The organism is Virgibacillus sp. SK37 (assembly GCF_000725285.1).
GTDB lineage: Bacteria > Bacillota > Bacilli > Bacillales > Amphibacillaceae > Virgibacillus_Q.
On record NZ_CP007161.1, the window covers coordinates 247,132 to 262,939 of the forward strand.

Annotated in this window: 12 protein-coding genes; 10 read left to right on the forward strand and 2 right to left on the reverse strand. The window is 34.7% G+C overall.

Translation table 11 applies throughout. From position 1 onward, the window contains the following. Positions 1-140 precede the first annotated feature (140 nt). From X953_RS01375 to X953_RS01395, 5 genes are all read left to right on the forward strand, one after another. A complete protein-coding gene (locus X953_RS01375) occupies positions 141-1,025 on the forward strand; it encodes a hypothetical protein (protein WP_040954040.1) in 885 nt (294 codons plus the stop codon). Then, positions 1,018-3,228, forward strand: coding sequence for a DEAD/DEAH box helicase family protein (locus tag X953_RS01380; RefSeq protein WP_040954041.1), 2,211 nt, complete (start codon positions 1,018-1,020; stop codon positions 3,226-3,228). The genes X953_RS01375 and X953_RS01380 overlap by 8 nt, the downstream gene beginning before the upstream one ends. Before the next feature lie 171 nt (positions 3,229-3,399). Continuing rightward, positions 3,400-5,412, forward strand: coding sequence for a class I SAM-dependent DNA methyltransferase (locus X953_RS01385; RefSeq protein ID WP_040954042.1), 2,013 nt, complete (start codon positions 3,400-3,402; stop codon positions 5,410-5,412). Beyond that, positions 5,412-6,683, forward strand: coding sequence for a restriction endonuclease subunit S (locus tag X953_RS01390; protein ID WP_052350003.1), 1,272 nt, complete (start codon positions 5,412-5,414; stop codon positions 6,681-6,683). Before X953_RS01385 ends, X953_RS01390 begins: the two co-directional genes overlap by 1 nt. A 20-nt stretch (positions 6,684-6,703) precedes the next feature. Further along, positions 6,704-9,712 (forward strand): type I restriction endonuclease subunit R, encoded by a 3,009-nt coding sequence (locus tag X953_RS01395; RefSeq protein ID WP_040954043.1) that lies wholly within the window; start codon positions 6,704-6,706, stop codon positions 9,710-9,712. Between the two features lie 51 nt (positions 9,713-9,763). Here X953_RS01395 and X953_RS01400 read toward each other — a convergent pair whose 3' ends face one another. Both X953_RS01400 and X953_RS01405 read right to left on the reverse strand, forming a co-directional pair. Continuing rightward, the gene (locus tag X953_RS01400; protein WP_040954044.1) at positions 9,764-10,042 is read right to left on the reverse strand and encodes a hypothetical protein; all 279 of its coding nucleotides are present in this window, start codon (positions 10,040-10,042) and stop codon (positions 9,764-9,766) included. Then, positions 10,035-11,006, reverse strand: coding sequence for a ParM/StbA family protein (locus X953_RS01405; protein WP_040954045.1), 972 nt, complete (start codon positions 11,004-11,006; stop codon positions 10,035-10,037). The genes X953_RS01400 and X953_RS01405 overlap by 8 nt, the downstream gene beginning before the upstream one ends. 536 nt (positions 11,007-11,542) lie before the next feature. Between X953_RS01405 and X953_RS01410 the strand changes: the two genes are divergently transcribed. The 5 genes from X953_RS01410 to X953_RS01430 all read left to right on the forward strand — a co-directional run bounded on the left by X953_RS01410 (position 11,543) and on the right by X953_RS01430 (position 15,760). Next, on the forward strand, positions 11,543-11,980 hold the full coding sequence (locus X953_RS01410; RefSeq protein ID WP_040954046.1) for a hypothetical protein: 438 nt from the start codon (positions 11,543-11,545) through the stop codon (positions 11,978-11,980). A gap of 127 nt (positions 11,981-12,107) precedes the next feature. Then, a complete protein-coding gene (locus X953_RS19670; protein ID WP_156958426.1) occupies positions 12,108-12,251 on the forward strand; it encodes a hypothetical protein in 144 nt (47 codons plus the stop codon). A 289-nt stretch (positions 12,252-12,540) separates the two neighbouring features. Continuing rightward, a complete protein-coding gene (locus tag X953_RS01415) occupies positions 12,541-12,855 on the forward strand; it encodes a hypothetical protein (RefSeq protein WP_040954047.1) in 315 nt (104 codons plus the stop codon). A gap of 391 nt (positions 12,856-13,246) precedes the next feature. After that, positions 13,247-14,323: a four helix bundle protein gene (locus X953_RS01425; RefSeq protein ID WP_040954049.1), complete on the forward strand. Its 1,077-nt coding sequence runs from the start codon at positions 13,247-13,249 to the stop codon at positions 14,321-14,323. 552 nt (positions 14,324-14,875) lie between these two features. Beyond that, positions 14,876-15,760: a tyrosine-type recombinase/integrase gene (locus X953_RS01430; protein WP_040954050.1), complete on the forward strand. Its 885-nt coding sequence runs from the start codon at positions 14,876-14,878 to the stop codon at positions 15,758-15,760. Positions 15,761-15,808 lie beyond the last annotated feature (48 nt).

The following is a 15,808-nucleotide window of genomic DNA, read 5'->3' on the forward strand; positions in this document are numbered from 1 at the left end:
TATTGTTCGCCCTATTATAAATAGGATGTGTTTATAGGGCTTCTACAAAGTAGTACACCCTAGAACACATGAACGTTTATCAATCTATCAAGTATAGCTTATCATAAATTAAAACAACATAAGAAAGGAAAGTAGCTGTTATGAGCAATAAGAAAAACGATCGTGGTGTTTTAGTCACACCGTTTACTCATGGGTTTGATTCAAAGGAAGATGCCATTAAGAACATTGGGTTAGTTCAATCTTATCTGGATGAGACAAATATGGAAAACAATACACATACTCGAGTGGCTGAACCGATATTCGCTTATAAGTTGAGGAATGGTACGCCGCATGCAATAGGTTCATGGATACTTTCAGAGAGGACACGTGACAAAATTAAAGATTATCGGACTAACTATTATTGCTTTAACCTGAATGACCTCTCTAATATTCCCCCAAAATCTCTTCCGAATGTAATATCGGGAATCATGAATGGCCCATTTCGCTTCATCCAGGAATCTTTTTCTAGTGGTGATACATTATCTGAAAAGAAATATCATTTGTATCTTCCTGTTACAGAGTTAGAAGATGTGGATTTCGAAGTGCAGCAATTAATCTATGAAATGGTTCGGGATGATCTTGAGATAAAACTAGGAATTCAATTGGATGAAAATACTTATATTCATAAAAACATCCTAGCATCTAAGAATGATGTTCATGTAAATGAAGATGCTCCAATTATTGACCTTAAACCCTATTTAAACAAAATTAAGCGTATTGAAAGGGTTGTAAAAAAGAAGGACAGCAAAGTGAGCAAAGAAGAAGTTATTCTTCAAGCGGTGGAAAAGGAGTTTGAAGCAAAGAAAATCAATTCCACTGTTAACTATAAAGAGTTGTTAAAGTCCATTAAATCAGACGGGTTTTCAAGAAATTTAACATATAGAGAAAGGGGATACTTGTTTATGGTAATAAATAATATGGTAGAAGACGGTCAAATAAATGAAAAACAAAAAATGGAGTTAGCGGAGGTGATTAACAATGGCTAAGTCAATTCAAGACATAAATGACTACAAAGGATACAAGAACGTAACGGTAGGTTCGTTGATTCATATACTTAGAAAGCACGAAATTGATACAGGAAATATCTTTACTTTTTCCGAAAAACATGAATTGAATCCAGACGTGACGTTGAACATAAAAGGAAAAATTTATGACAATAAAGTAGCGTACGATAAGTTGGTTCAAATTCTAACTAGACCAGAAAATAGAGGGAAAAGAATTTTGCTTGTATCGGATACGGGTACTGGAAAAAGCTATGCTTTAATTAGATTGATTCATGAGTTAAATGAAAAATTTAATGCTAAAAAGTCAACGATTAGCCCAAAAAAACAATTTGCTATTTATTCATGTCCACGACGTGCATTAATTAATAACTTAAAAGGAGATTTTGAAAGTGATAGATATTCAGCGATGTTAACTGGATCAGATAACCATATGGCAATTGAAAGAAACATTATCATTAATCAGTCATCAAGTTTTATCACCACTATTGATCATGCTCCTCGAATTATTGAAGACAAAATAGAGGAGGAAAGTAGCGTAAGTGATAAAAAGAGCACGTTACCTTCTCTACTTGTAACAGATGAAATTCATGTTCTTTCCACCGATGCCTCTTTCAAATTAGATACAATAAGAGATTACTTCATTGCAGAAAGAACTATCCTTGACACGGGTGGAATTTCCCTTCACGTTACAGCAACCCCTGAAAATCTCCGAACAAGTGATTACGATATGATTATCAAAATTAATCAAGAGGATCATGAGAACCCCTTTGAAGAAGCAGGATACTACGTATTAGATAAATCCACAAAGAAATTAAAATCGCAATTTTTAAGAATGATTCGATTCGCTGCCGAGTCCAATAAAGAAAGAAAACTCCTTGTCTTCATTGAGGATAAAGAATGGATTGAATATTATTGCGAACAACTTCAGCAGCACAATATCAATGCTATTGGGATAGTTGCGAAAAAGGAAAGCGAACGACATAAGGATGAGATAACAATCATAAACAAGGGACTTATCAATGGAGACATCCAAGTGATTCTTGCAACAACAGTATTTTCATCAGGTGTTTCGATTATCAATAATGGTGAGATGGACGAGACGTGGGTGCTATGTTCGCATAATTCTCTGAATCATGAATTAACCCGACTAACTCAAATGTCACATCGTTTTAGGAATAAGTATCATGCCTTTAAAATCTTCTTTCAAAAAGCAGAGGCACCTAAAGTCAAAAAAGCATTCCTATATCACAGATTACTTGAAGAAAAGGTTAGAAAGGCTGATAATTCAAAAGAATTAGTTATGAAAGTTCGAAGGAATCCATCAGATTTTTTTATGTCATTAGACAAAATGGAGCTAGAATCAGGACTATTCTCGGATAAGAATGGGAAATTACATGTACTAACACAAAAAGCCCAGAGTGAACTTATCCAAAATAAAACATACTACAGCTATAAGAATCAAGATGCGTTAATCCGTGAATTAGAAGAACGGTTTCAATGTGAATTCAAGAATTACGATGAGGATATAATTGATACTGTTGAAGATGAGGTAACGGAAAATGAATCGGTTGCTGAACAAATTGGTTTATCCAACTTATCTTCAAAGGAAATTATCAAAATGATTATTGAGGACAAGAACGTGTATGGTCGGTTAAAAAAGGAATATATTAAGTTTGGACGGGGAGGGAAAAAAGGACTGATGGGGAAAATTAAACGACATGCCAAAAACGATCTCATTTACTTTATTGAAAATAGAGTAGATTATGACATTGTTCAACAGGTGATGAATTGCCATTTACAGGCAACGAAAGATGAACCTTGTTCGTATCTTGAACACAAAGCCGCCTCTCAAGAGGTAGAAAAAATAAAGCTCACGAAGAACTCATCCATTCAAGTTATGATGTACAGGGGATTAAATTTTCATTTAAAACGAGCTAAGGAAAATGAGAAAGATATTGTGTTTGGTACCCTAGCAGAAATGGATCATTATCTGGACAATATCCTTACAGTATTTGTAAAACAACATGGATTTGAGTTAGAAGAAACCAGTATTGATGGGAAGTATTTTAGGAAACTACTCAATTATGGGTACAGGAAATCAAATGGAGATAGAGAGTACACAATTGTTGGCTTTATGGATGATAGAGTCTTGAAAGAAAAGTATGGGATAAGGAAAATAGTGTAAGGATTAAGGGGGTTGCATAATTACAACTTCCTTTTATATTTCAGACGTAAAAATATCTCTCTTGAAGGGTCTATATATATGTCCAGTCTTATCTTTTTGCTTATAGTTTGTTACTATTAAGGTAATGGATTAGTAGTATTGAACTACATTTGAAATAGAGGGGAATACATCATGATAAATTTCCAAGAAAAGGTAAGTTTTATTTGGTCGATTGCTGAGTTGCTTCGTGGACCATATAAGCCAGAAGATTACGGTAAAGTAGTTTTACCAATGGCTGTTTTACGACGTTTTGATTGCGTTCTTGCAGGTACTAAAGACGATGTACTTTTAGAATATGAGAAATTTAAACATCTTCCCGAGGAATCTCGTGATGAAATACTTAACCGTAAAGCCGGGGGTAAGCGATTCAGTAATGTTAGCGAATATGACTTCACAAAACTCTTAGTCGACTCGGACAACATCGCTGACAACCTTCGGGATTACATACACGGTTTTTCTAGAAGTGCCAGGGATATTATCGAATACTTTGATTTTGATAAACAGATAGAGAAGATGGAACGTAATGATTTGCTATATCTAGTTGTTAAACGATTTAGCGAAGTGGACTTACACCCAGATGTAGTATCAAATGTTGAGATGGGTTATATATTTGAAGAATTAATACGTCGATTTTCTGAGGATGCAGAGGCAGGGGACCATTATACGCCAAGAGAAGTTGTTCGTTTAATGGTTAATTTACTGTTCCTAAATGACCAAGATATCTTGACTAAACAAGGAATTACACAGACTTTATATGATAGCTGTGCCGGGACTGGTGGAATGGGCTCGGTTGCACAGGAGTACCTCAAAGAACTAAACCCGACTGCCGATCTTGAATTTTTTGCTCAGGAAATTAATGAGGAATCTTATGCAATTTGTAAGGCTGATATTTTAATAAAAGGTGAGGAAGCAAGAAATATCCGGTTTGGCAATACTCTATCTAATGATGCTTTCGCTGGTCAGCACTTTGACTATCTCATTTCTAACCCACCCTACGGAGTCGAATGGAAGCCAGCAGAAAAGGTAGTAAAGGCGGAACATGAAAGTATGGGGCTGGATGGCCGTTTTGGAGCTGGTTTACCACGCATAAGTGATGGTCAATTGTTGTTTTTACAGCATCTAGTCTCTAAGATGAAGCCTGTTACGGAAGAAGAACCAAAAGGATCACGAGTTGCAATTATTATGAATGGAAGCCCACTTTTTACAGGTGATGCAGGTTCTGGTGAAAGTGAAATTCGCCGTTATTTAATTGAAAATGATCTTGTTGAAGGGATTGTAGCAATGCCCTCTGATTTGTTTTATAATACGGGGATTTCAACATATATATGGATCTTAACAAATAATAAAGATCCTCTACGCAAAGGGAAAATCAAACTTATAAACGGTGTGCATTTTTATAAAAAAATGAAGAGAAACTTAGGTAGTAAACGTCATGAATTATCAGAAGAGCATATTGCAACAATTGTCAGGTTGTATGGTGATTTTAAAGACGGGGAGTATGTCAAAGTTTTTGATAATAAGGATTTTGGCTATCAAAAAGTTACTGTTGAACGACCATTACGATTAAATTTCCAAATAGACGAAGAAAGAGTGAAAGAACTTTATAATCAGACTGCATTTAATAACCTAGCGAAATCCAAGAAAAAAGGTGAAGCTGGTCAAGATGAGATAGAGTTGGGTAAACAACAGCAAGAGGTCATTGAATCAGCGATCCTATCTATCAAAGAAGATATTCTGTATAAAAATAGAGATGAATTTACGAAAAAGTTGAAGACATTATTCAAAGAAAAGGATGTCAAGGTAAGTGCTACCTTATTAAAAGCCATTTTAAATGCTTTATCAGAAAAAGATGAAACAGCGGGTATTTGCACGGACAGCAAAGGTAATCCTGAAGTAGATCCTGATTTAAGGGATACGGAAAACATACCTTTAAAAGAGAATATCCATGTTTATTTTGAACAGGAAGTAGCACCACATGTACCAGACGCTTGGATTGACGAAACAAAGACGAAAATAGGATACGAAATACCGTTTACTCGTCACTTTTATAAATATACAGAATTAAGAAGCTCTACCGAAATTACAGAAGAGATTAAAGAGCTGGAAGAAAGTATTATGGAAAAATTAAAGAAGGTGATGGGATAATGGAAAAAAGAAACAAGTCCCATGATTGGATTGGTCAAATACCTTTTGACTGGCTAAGAATCAAGTTAAAATATGCTGTAATCCCAATAAATGAGAAAGTAAGTTCAGAAAGTACATTAAAATATGTTGGTTTGGAAAATATTGAATCCAAGACAGGTAGATATATAGAAACTGAGGAAACGATTAGTGTTGATGGAATTTCCAATAGATTTAAAACAGGCGACGTACTCTTCGGGAAGTTAAGACCGTATCTTTCAAAATGTATAATTGCTGAGTTTAATGGTAGAGGGACTACTGAGTTATTAGTTTTAAGAAAAAAGGAAAAAACTTCACTTAATAGATTTATAAAATATGTAATGCTAAATGAGAAATTTATAGATGTTATAAATTCGTCAACATATGGTGCCAAAATGCCTAGGGCAAATTGGGAGTTCATAGGTGAACAAGTTATACCTCTCCCACCACTAACAATTCAAAATCTTATATCTAATTACCTTGACCAAAAAACTTCCGAAATAGACTCTCTTATCGCTGACAAGGAAAAACTAATTGAATTACTTCAAGAAAATCGTCGAGTGAAAATTGCTGAATTCATTACAAAAGGGTTAAAACCAAATGCTAAAATGAAAGATTCGAATGTTGGATGGATTGATAAAATACCAGAGCATTGGGAAGAAAAGAAAATTAAATACTTATTTTATGAAGTTAATGAACGGAATTTTGAAGAGGATGCGGAGTTATTATCAGTGTTTACTAGCATAGGGGTTAGACCAAGAAGTCAAATGGAAGATAGAGGGAATAAGGCTCAAACTGTAATGAATTACAAAAAGGTAAAAAAGGGGGATATTGTTGTCAATAAATTGCTTGCATGGATGGGTGCAATAGGTATATCTGATTATGAAGGAGTAACAAGCCCAGATTATGATGTATATAGACAAATAAATGAAAACCTCATTTCAAATAAATATTATCATTATTATTTTAGGAGCCACTATTTTAAAGGTGATTGTTATAAATTCGGTAGAGGTATAATGATGATGAGGTGGAGAACCTATCCTGAACAATTCAAGTCTATACCTGTTCCTGTTCCTCCTATTGAAGAGCAGATTGAAATTGCAAATTATATAGACGAAAAAACAAAAGATATAGATTTGCTAATTACGGAAACAAAAAGTGCCATATCTAAACTAAGAGAATATCGCCAGTCCTTGATCTATGAAGCTGTAACAGGGAAAATAGATGTACGAGATTACGAGAAACTACCATCCTAAATGAAAGGAGGAGTGAGATTATGGCAATTGACACTACTGAAAAAGCCTTTGAAGAGAATATTGAACATAGCTTGATTCAATCTAGATATATCCAAAGACCAATTACTGGTCAAGCATTGGAAGACTTCAAAACACATGCAATTGATACGGAAATATTATTCCAATTTCTGGAGGCGACTCAGCCGAAATCACTAGCACGGTTGCAAAAAGCATATAAGGAGCAATATAAAATTAAAATCATTGATCGTTTGACAAAAGAATTGGACAAACGAGGTATGATTGATTGTTTGCGACACGGCATTAAAGACTATGGTGAAACGCTAAAGTTAGCTTTCAATAAACCGCCAAGCACCATGAACCAGCTACTATTGGATCGTTATGAAAAAAACATATTCACTGTAAGCAGACAGGTATATTACAGCAACAAAAATAACAACAGCATTGATATGATGGTTTCCTTAAATGGATTGCCAATCGCTGTGATGGAATTAAAAAACCAATTGACTAATCAAACAGTTGAGGATTCCATAAGGCAATTTAAAAAGGACAGAGATCCCCGTGAAGCCCTCTTTCGGTTCAAAAAAAGAGCCATTGTTTTCTTTGCTGTGGATACAGATGAAGTTTATATGGCAACGCAATTAAATAGAGATAAGACGTTCTTTTTACCCTTTAATAAAGGAAATGACGGAGGAAAAGGGAATCCGGTTATATATAGAGATTACAGAACCTCTTATTTATGGAAGGATATTCTACAAAAGGATAGCCTACTAGACATTCTTTTCCGATTCGTTTATGTAGAAAAAGAAGATGTACAGGACAGTACAGGGGAGATAATAGATAAGAAGGAAACGATTATTTTCCCACGTTATCATCAATTGGACGTTGTTCGTAAAATTGAAGTAGACGTAAAGGAAAAAGGTGTTGGTCATAATTATTTGGTACAGCATAGTGCTGGAAGTGGAAAAACAAATAGTATTTCCTGGTTAGCCCATCGCTTGTCTAAGTTATATGACAATGAAAATAACCCGAAGTTTAGTAGCGTGATTGTTATTACAGATAGGCGTGTACTGGATAAGCAGTTACAGGATGCTGTTTTTCAATTAGAACATAAGGCTGGTATGGTAGAGAAGGTAGATAAAGACTCGAATCAATTGGCAGAGGCTATCGTAAATGGTACACGAATCATTATTACTACATTGCAGAAATTCCCTTTTATAATGGAAAAGGTAGGGGAGTTTTCAAGAGGGAAATACGGCATCATCATTGATGAAGCTCATTCTTCTCAGGGTGGTAAATCTGCTACTGCGATGACGAATATTCTGTCTGATAAATCATTGGAAGACGCTTTTGAAGCAGAACGAGTAGTAGAAGAGAATATACAAGACATGGAAGAGCGGATTATAGAAACGATCGTTAAAAGTGGAAAGCAAGATAACATTTCCTTTTTTGCATTTACTGCTACACCAAAACCGAAAACAATTGAGCGGTTTGGAACACCAGATACAGATGGAATTCCGCATGCTTTCCATGTTTATTCAATGAGACAAGCAATTGAAGAGGGATTTATTTTGGATGTGTTGAAAAACTATACAACCTATAAAACATTTTACAAGGTAGCTAAAAACATTGATGATGACCCCGAGATGCCGAGTAGCAAGGCATCCAAGCAAATTGCACGATTTGTATCCTTGCATCCACACAATATTGCCCAAAAAACAGAAATTATCGTCGAGCATTACCGACAAGTCACCAGACATAAAATAGGCGGCAGGGCAAAAGCGATGGTTGTCACAAGTAGTAGACTTCATGCAGTTAGATATAAACAAGCATTCGACAAGTACATAAAAGCAAGGGGATATCATGATTTAAAGACACTCGTTGCATTTTCGGGAACAGTGGATGATAAAGGAGTTTCTTATACGGAAGTAGAAATGAACCAATTTGGTGAGAAAGAACTTCCAGAAAAATTCCATACAGATGAATACCAAGTGTTGCTTGTTGCAGAGAAATACCAAACAGGGTTTGATGAGCCACTCCTACACACGATGTATGTAGACAAGCCGTTAGATGGCATCAAAGCAGTCCAAACCTTATCTCGATTGAATCGTACATGTAAAGGGAAAAACGATACATTTGTACTTGATTTTGTTAATGAAGCTGAAGATATTCAAAAGGCATTTCAACCTTATTATGAAGTGACTGGCCTGGAAGATATTACAGATCCAAATATCCTCTATGATTTACAAAATGAATTGAACACGAGCCAGGTGTATACGGACGAGGAAATCAATGATGTGTGCAAACTAGAATTTGATGGGAAAAAGAAAACAGCTAGAACTCAGGAAAAATTAAATGCAATTTTGGATTATGCGGTAAATCGGTTTAATAAAGAACTTAACAAAGAGCAAAAGGATGACTTTAAAGGAGCAGCAACCAAATTTATAAGAACGTATTCATTTGTGTTGCAGATAGGCCCATTTGCAGATGTAGATCTCCATAAACTATTTGTCTATTTAAACTACCTTTTTAAAAAACTACCAAGAGTAGGTTCAGATGAAGTTTATCTGGCAGATGATGTTGCTTTGGAATTTTATCGAAATGAAAAGGTATTTGAAGGTAGTATTTCCCTTAATATAGAAGGAGAAACGAAATTAAAACCAACTTCATATGGAAAAGGGGCTTCTCCTGAAGAAGAGAAAGAAAGGCTTTCGTCCATTATAGACAGATTGAATGAACGTTTTGGTACAGAATTTACAGATACAGACAAATTGAGTAGAGATCAAATTGTTGAAGATATGGTTAATGATGAGGATTTGGCTCAAAAGGCACAAAACAATACAAAGGAAAACTTTAGGTTCTCCTATGAAAAGTCATTTTTAGATTACGTTATTTCTCGTATGTCCCAAAATGAGAAATTCTTTATGAAGATGTTGGAGAATAATGAATTCCGTACATTCTTAATGGAAGATATGTTCAATGAAGTGTATGATGGGTTGAATAACCGCCCCGTTACTTATGATAATTTTTAAGAAAACATAAAAAGGACCGTCTATATAGGTCCTTTTTGTTTGGCATGAAGTTTAAAAGAGATCCATGATGATTTCTTTATCAGCTTCATCAATAAAGTCAGCAATTTGATTAGTTTCGTTTCCGTCTATTACGTATCCATCTTCTTTTATCCTCTTAGCTACATATTCATATATTTTTTCAAGCTCTGGTTTATCACCAGCTTCCATGTCACTTCGAATAAGTTCCCTGATATATGCACTGAAATTTTGGGATTTTCTCTTCTTTTCAACAAAATGAAGTAACTCATGATCGTTGGGTGGAAAGCTAATGGTGTATCTAGCATTAGCCATTTTTAATCTCCAAGATTTTCAAGAAGGATAGACAATTGGAGTATTGGGGGTTATCCAAGATGACAGCACTAGGGAACTCCTGCTTGATGTATCTTCTTAGTGTTAGTGCTCCCCCACCAACAAATTGAATGTCTGACATATTGAAGGTGTAACCTCGTGACTTAGCAAATTGGATTATTTGTTGAAGGTGTGCTAACTTCATTTCCTCTATCATTACCTTGCTATCTTCATAGATTTCTCCTTTACTAGCAAAATAACCACGTCTTAGCACTTGCTCCAAATCATCCGATGAAACAGTCATTCCATATCGTTCGTTAATGACCTTTCCGATTATTCCTTTCAATACATTCATGCCTAGGTCAGATACAACCATAGTGTTGATTAGAGGTTGAATGCCCTTGAAGGTACAGAATGTCGTGTTAAGCCCTCCAATGTCAACCACAATGGTATTTTTGTTTTTGTATTCATCTGTTTTAGCATAAATCTCTCCCATTCCTTCAAAAGCCAATGTGACATCTGACAATTCTATGGAATATGCATTCCCATTGACCATTAGGTGAATAGTATGTCCACGTTTTTCTACCATCTGTTTAAAGTTTTCCTTTTGGATGGAATCCTTGTAGGTTGTAATAGGAACATTTACACCTAAACGAATATCTACATTAATAGAGGCTTTTGCTTTTTGGAGGAGTTGAGTAATAGCTGTGTAGATAGCTAATTGGTGAATTCGAGAGGCTTTGTTTAAGGAGAAGTCTGAGTAATCCTCTGAAACCATATCGCCTAATAGGTACTCATTTCCATAGTATTCTACATGATAGGAGTTTGGTTGAATATCTACGCCCAATCTTGATACTTGTTGCATCTTAGTGCGGAAGGTTGTTGTGTAGGTATTCCCCTGGTATTTTCCGATGGCCTTGGTACTGTATTTTCCGCAGTCTACGGCTATCAACATTGTTTCTTTCATTTAAACCACTTCCTTTTCTTTTAATAGATTTAACAACCTATACTATGCCAGTCATTCATAAATATAAGAAATAATCATATAAGTAATGTTCGAGCTGGTGTGATATATTCATATTTTTCATATCCTGTCTAGTCATATTATGAATCTCAAAAAGTTAAAACTGGTGTTCAGATATGGTCAAACAATTAAAACTATATAACTTGATAGTAAGATAATAGAATAAATTATCGACTAAAAAGATGGAGTCAAAAAGCAACTATCACGAAGAAGAACAATGAATGATAGGAGGCTTACGGGGCGGAACAATAGAGCAATATGTGTTGCTAATATGTTCTCACTCCTCCTATCAGATTTTATAAAACTAAATTTTTCCTAATGTGACTTGGCACGTCACCTTTTTTTACCAGTGACTATATACAATTGAATTATATAACGAAAGAAAAAATAGAAAGGGAGGAAGAAACTTAATTTAGCGTAATCAGTGGCAAGAGCTACTAAACTAAATTTACAAATACCAACTAAAAAGGAGAAAGAAAATGACACAAACTACATCGGAAATCGTAAATGTTTTAACGAATATGAAAGAGGTATTCAAAGGTGAACTATTAGACTTAGCCCGCAGAACGACATTTGAACCTATCTACATAGAAAAAACTGAAGAAAAATGGATAGTTGATGAGATTAAATACATTCAACTAAATGATGGCTATCTAAAAGGGTACCTATTAAATAGTTATGACATTGTGTCTCGTGTTCATGAAACTGAATCATTATCTGTTAAAAGAGAAGTTTTTCTGCTTGAAAACGGGGAGTTATTAGTCTTCAACCATATTGAAGATTGTTTTGAGGAATCGGATACATGTTTTACCTTTTCAAAACGGGAATTAGCAGTAGATCAAACATTAACTGAAGAGGAATTTGCGTCTTTAATTAGCGTTCTAACAGGAAAAATAAAAAACTCATCTATCGAATAAGTTGTCCTGTATGATTGGAACGACCTCAAACATGGTCGAACCATAAAAACGTTTCAATTAAGTAGGAAGAATAGAATAGAGGTATCAAAGATAAAACAAAAATTTCAGTAGAGAGGAGAAATATATCATGAATCAGTGGGCCCTATTAGGTCTAAAACGCTTGAAAGAGAACAATTACGTGTTTACGGAAAGTGGTGCAGCCAAAGAGTTAATGAAGAACTATATGAAGGGTAATAATAGTACTCTTTGGTTTGTTGATGAGTATTGTTAGTTAGATTTATCAGTAAAGGTATCTGGCAAAGCTCTTTACGATGCATATAAGAAGATTGTTCAGGAGCAAAAATAACAACAGTCTCACAACGGGAATTTTATGCACAAATTGAAGAACAGCTAAGTGGTAAAGGTGTATCTAAAATCCAAGGATCGCAAACAAGAGCAGTGGAGTTTGTAGGCGAAAATGAAAACTGGATTAAAAAGATAGTGAAATGGGGGAGGAGATGTATTCTTCCCAATCCCTAACAATAGAGTTGCTACTATTAAACTAAGAGAGGAAGAAAAAAATGTTAAAAGCAGAATCATTATATGATTTAACTGGTTATGAATCAGGAGTTATTATTTACAAAGGAGGAGAATCGTTTGTTACAAATTGGTCAGGGCTAAATGGTCTACCAAAACAATTTATTACAGGAATTGTAGATTTTGGTGAAGTACTTGAGTTTTCAAAAGTTAAAGAAATTCCTAAGGAAATTATGGAAATAGCGTTGGCGTTAGCTGAACAAGATCAAAGAGAAAATGGAGTTAACGAAAATCCTAGTATTGATGAGATATTTGAGAATGAAAAGTGCTACATATTTACTTTGAATGATTGGAATTAGAAGAGAACTCGACAATTTACAAGAAATTGCCCAGATAAATACACATAAAGGAGAACATAGGGTTTTCTTCACCACAATTGAAAGCGACTATGATAGTTACAGGAAAACAACACAAGGGAAGATTAACCGTATTTATCCGACTTTTCAAACCCAGTCGTTGCATGAAGAAGAATTCGTTTGGAATCTTATGTTTGAAATAAATGAAGAACGAGCAATAAAAAAAACCGTTATAAACCCTGGTAAAACCCACCATAGTTCTACGTCAAACCCCTTTACCTCATGTTTGTTCAATAAGCTAACAATCTTAAAGGGGACGAAGAGTCCTGCTTTCAAAGCCAAAGCTCTTTATCCTTATCTATTCAAATGAAAAAATCATTAAGGAGATGATAAAATGAATGAAATTGTGGAACAAATTCAAGTAGATTATCGGAAGCTCAGAGAGCATTGTAATTACAGTTTCATCGAAGTTGGAGACGAACTAAAATATCTAGCGGAGAAAGGAGTGATTTGGATTCTTAAAGATATGGAAGATATAACTGAATTCGAAGAGATTATCATTGATTCGTATTTGGATACGTATAGAGCAAATCAGATATATGATAATCTCAACGATACTTTCAGCTTACAAACTTCTTTTGAACCACCTGCACCCTCCTCCCAATCATCAGCACCAAAAGTTGTATCCTTCCAAAAGACACAAAACATAAAGAAGAAAACCCTTGAAGTAAAAGATGTACAGCAATTTATCGGTTACAAGTTGGCAAAAAATATCGAAGAAAAGGTTATAGAAATTTGCAAGTCCTACCCTTCATATGATGCAAATATTGTAGATCAAATAGAAAGAAGTGCTGAATCAATTAAAAGAAGAATAGCAATGGGGGAGCAAATGTACATCGGAGAAAAGTTTTATCATTATTCACTGTCCATTGGATCTGCAAAGGAAACTTCCACCTGGTTGCAGGTATCGTTAGGGCAGCAATATATATCACAGGAACAATATGATAAGTTAAACAACCAAGTTGAACAAATAGTGGCTATTTTAACAAGAACCCTAGTTAACATTAAAGAGAGAGAAGGTAAAGGAATGGATTTACCGAGCCCTTATACCCCTAACGTAAAAAACTTCAAAGCCTATGAGCAAGGATTATTATTGGTGGAGAAGATTTATGAGATAACGAAAGAACGAGCATTTTGGGGAGATAGTGATCTTGTCTTCAATCTCCGAAAATATTCGACATCGACTATAGCTAACATAGCAGAAGCACATCAATTCTACACACCAATGACGTTTCGTTTTTTCAATGATGCATTGAAAGCGTTAAATGCTCTTGATAGTTTGCTGGATACTACTTTGAGCAAGGGTATTATATCGAATGAGAGCTTAGAAGATATCAGGCAATTTAGGGTATCAATAAGAAATATACTGTCAAAGAGAATGGCAAACATAAGTAAGAAAAAAGCAAGTTAGAGAAGTAGGGTAAGGAGAGTTTTACTCTCTTTATCACTTTTTTTCTACACAATTAAATACCTCATTTAACAATTTTGTTAAATGAGAATTAAGATATGAATTTTGAAGTGTGTAGAATAATTAAATTGTATATCAGATAATTACATTAAGGGTTAGTTATTTGCTACAATTTCATTTTTTTTGCTAGAAGTTTAACAAACAATTTATGTATCGACATACAATTTGACTTTAAAATTTCCTGCTAATGTACCTTAAAAAGTTATGTATACAGATATGGTTTGCTTATTTGACCTTGTAAAAGCGAGAGACAGCATTCTTAGGTTCAAGGAATTTTGGTTCTGTCTACATAACTGATAATTATTTAGACAGATTATTTTGTCAGTCCTTCTACTTGCGAAAAGGCAGATTATCACTATAATAAAGTTATAGAAATAAATAGGAATGTACCAGGCGTTTTGCATTAGGAAGTTCTACTTTTCAAAAAAAAGTAAGAGCTTTTACTATATGCAAAACGCCTTTTTGCGTTGACTAAAAAGTAAGGAGCGAGTGCAAATGATTTCTGATTTTATTCAGGAGTTGGAGAGAGAAGGGAAAAGTCCTTTAACAATCCAAGCGTATTCCAAGGATATCGAACAATTTAAGGACTGGTTAGAAGAAACCATTGGATATGAGGCAGAAGTAATTACAGAAACCGATATTCGTGAGTACCGCCAATTTTTAAATCTACATAAAAAGTTGAAAGTGACGAGTATCAACAGAAAGATAAACAGTATTGTTCAATTCCAACAGTTTCTCTATCGAAAAGGAATCTGTAAAGAGGAAGTGGAGCTAAAAAAAGTTAAACAGAAAAATAATCTACATTTGGATTATGAAGTGAAAATTGTAGAAAAGCAGGATCTTTACCGCCTCAAACGTACTATCGAAGCGGATGGCAATAAGCGTGATATTTTGATTTATTACTTGTTGTTTGCGACAGGGGTTAGATGTAACGAACTGGCTTCCATTGAAATAGATGATATTTCAATTACAGAACGTAACGGGAAAAACAATTATAGTTATGTACTGATTCGTAATGGTAAAGGGGACAAGGTTAGAAAAATCAATTTGAATGCCCAAGTGGTTAATGCAATCAGAGCTTATTTGGAAGTCCGACCAGATGTTTCGTCAAATAAACTACTCCAAGGACAGAGGGGATCTTTAACAAGATTAGCAATAAATAAGATTTTGGAAAAGTACAGTAGAAAAGCTCAACTTGAATATATTGTTACGCCTCATATGGCCAGGCACACGTTTTGTACCAATCTCATTAAGAATGGCGTTGATCCTAAGACCGTCTGTTTGTTGAGCGGTCACAGTTCTGTTGATGTTGTCTATAAATTCTATGTGAATTCCAGTAAGGAAGACAGACAAAATGCAGTGGATAATTTGCATATATGATAGGTTGGTGTTCGGTTTATACGAGTTTCTTCCTATTATACAGTGCTT

Bases quoted from the DNA above. Each gene is read 5' to 3' on its own strand.
- X953_RS19670 (WP_156958426.1), top strand. From the start codon at position 12,108: ATGAATCAGTGGGCCCTATTAGGTCTAAAACGCTTGAAAGAGAACAAT.
- X953_RS01425 (WP_040954049.1), top strand. From the start codon at position 13,247: ATGAATGAAATTGTGGAACAAATTCAAGTAGATTATCGGAAGCTCAGA.
- X953_RS01400 (WP_040954044.1), bottom strand. From the start codon at position 10,042: ATGGCTAATGCTAGATACACCATTAGCTTTCCACCCAACGATCATGAG.
- X953_RS01415 (WP_040954047.1), top strand. From the start codon at position 12,541: ATGTTAAAAGCAGAATCATTATATGATTTAACTGGTTATGAATCAGGA.
- X953_RS01375 (WP_040954040.1), top strand. From the start codon at position 141: ATGAGCAATAAGAAAAACGATCGTGGTGTTTTAGTCACACCGTTTACT.
- X953_RS01380 (WP_040954041.1), top strand. From the start codon at position 1,018: ATGGCTAAGTCAATTCAAGACATAAATGACTACAAAGGATACAAGAAC.
- X953_RS01405 (WP_040954045.1), bottom strand. From the start codon at position 11,006: ATGAAAGAAACAATGTTGATAGCCGTAGACTGCGGAAAATACAGTACC.
- X953_RS01430 (WP_040954050.1), top strand. From the start codon at position 14,876: ATGATTTCTGATTTTATTCAGGAGTTGGAGAGAGAAGGGAAAAGTCCT.
- X953_RS01395 (WP_040954043.1), top strand. From the start codon at position 6,704: ATGGCAATTGACACTACTGAAAAAGCCTTTGAAGAGAATATTGAACAT.
- X953_RS01410 (WP_040954046.1), top strand. From the start codon at position 11,543: ATGACACAAACTACATCGGAAATCGTAAATGTTTTAACGAATATGAAA.
- X953_RS01385 (WP_040954042.1), top strand. From the start codon at position 3,400: ATGATAAATTTCCAAGAAAAGGTAAGTTTTATTTGGTCGATTGCTGAG.
- X953_RS01390 (WP_052350003.1), top strand. From the start codon at position 5,412: ATGGAAAAAAGAAACAAGTCCCATGATTGGATTGGTCAAATACCTTTT.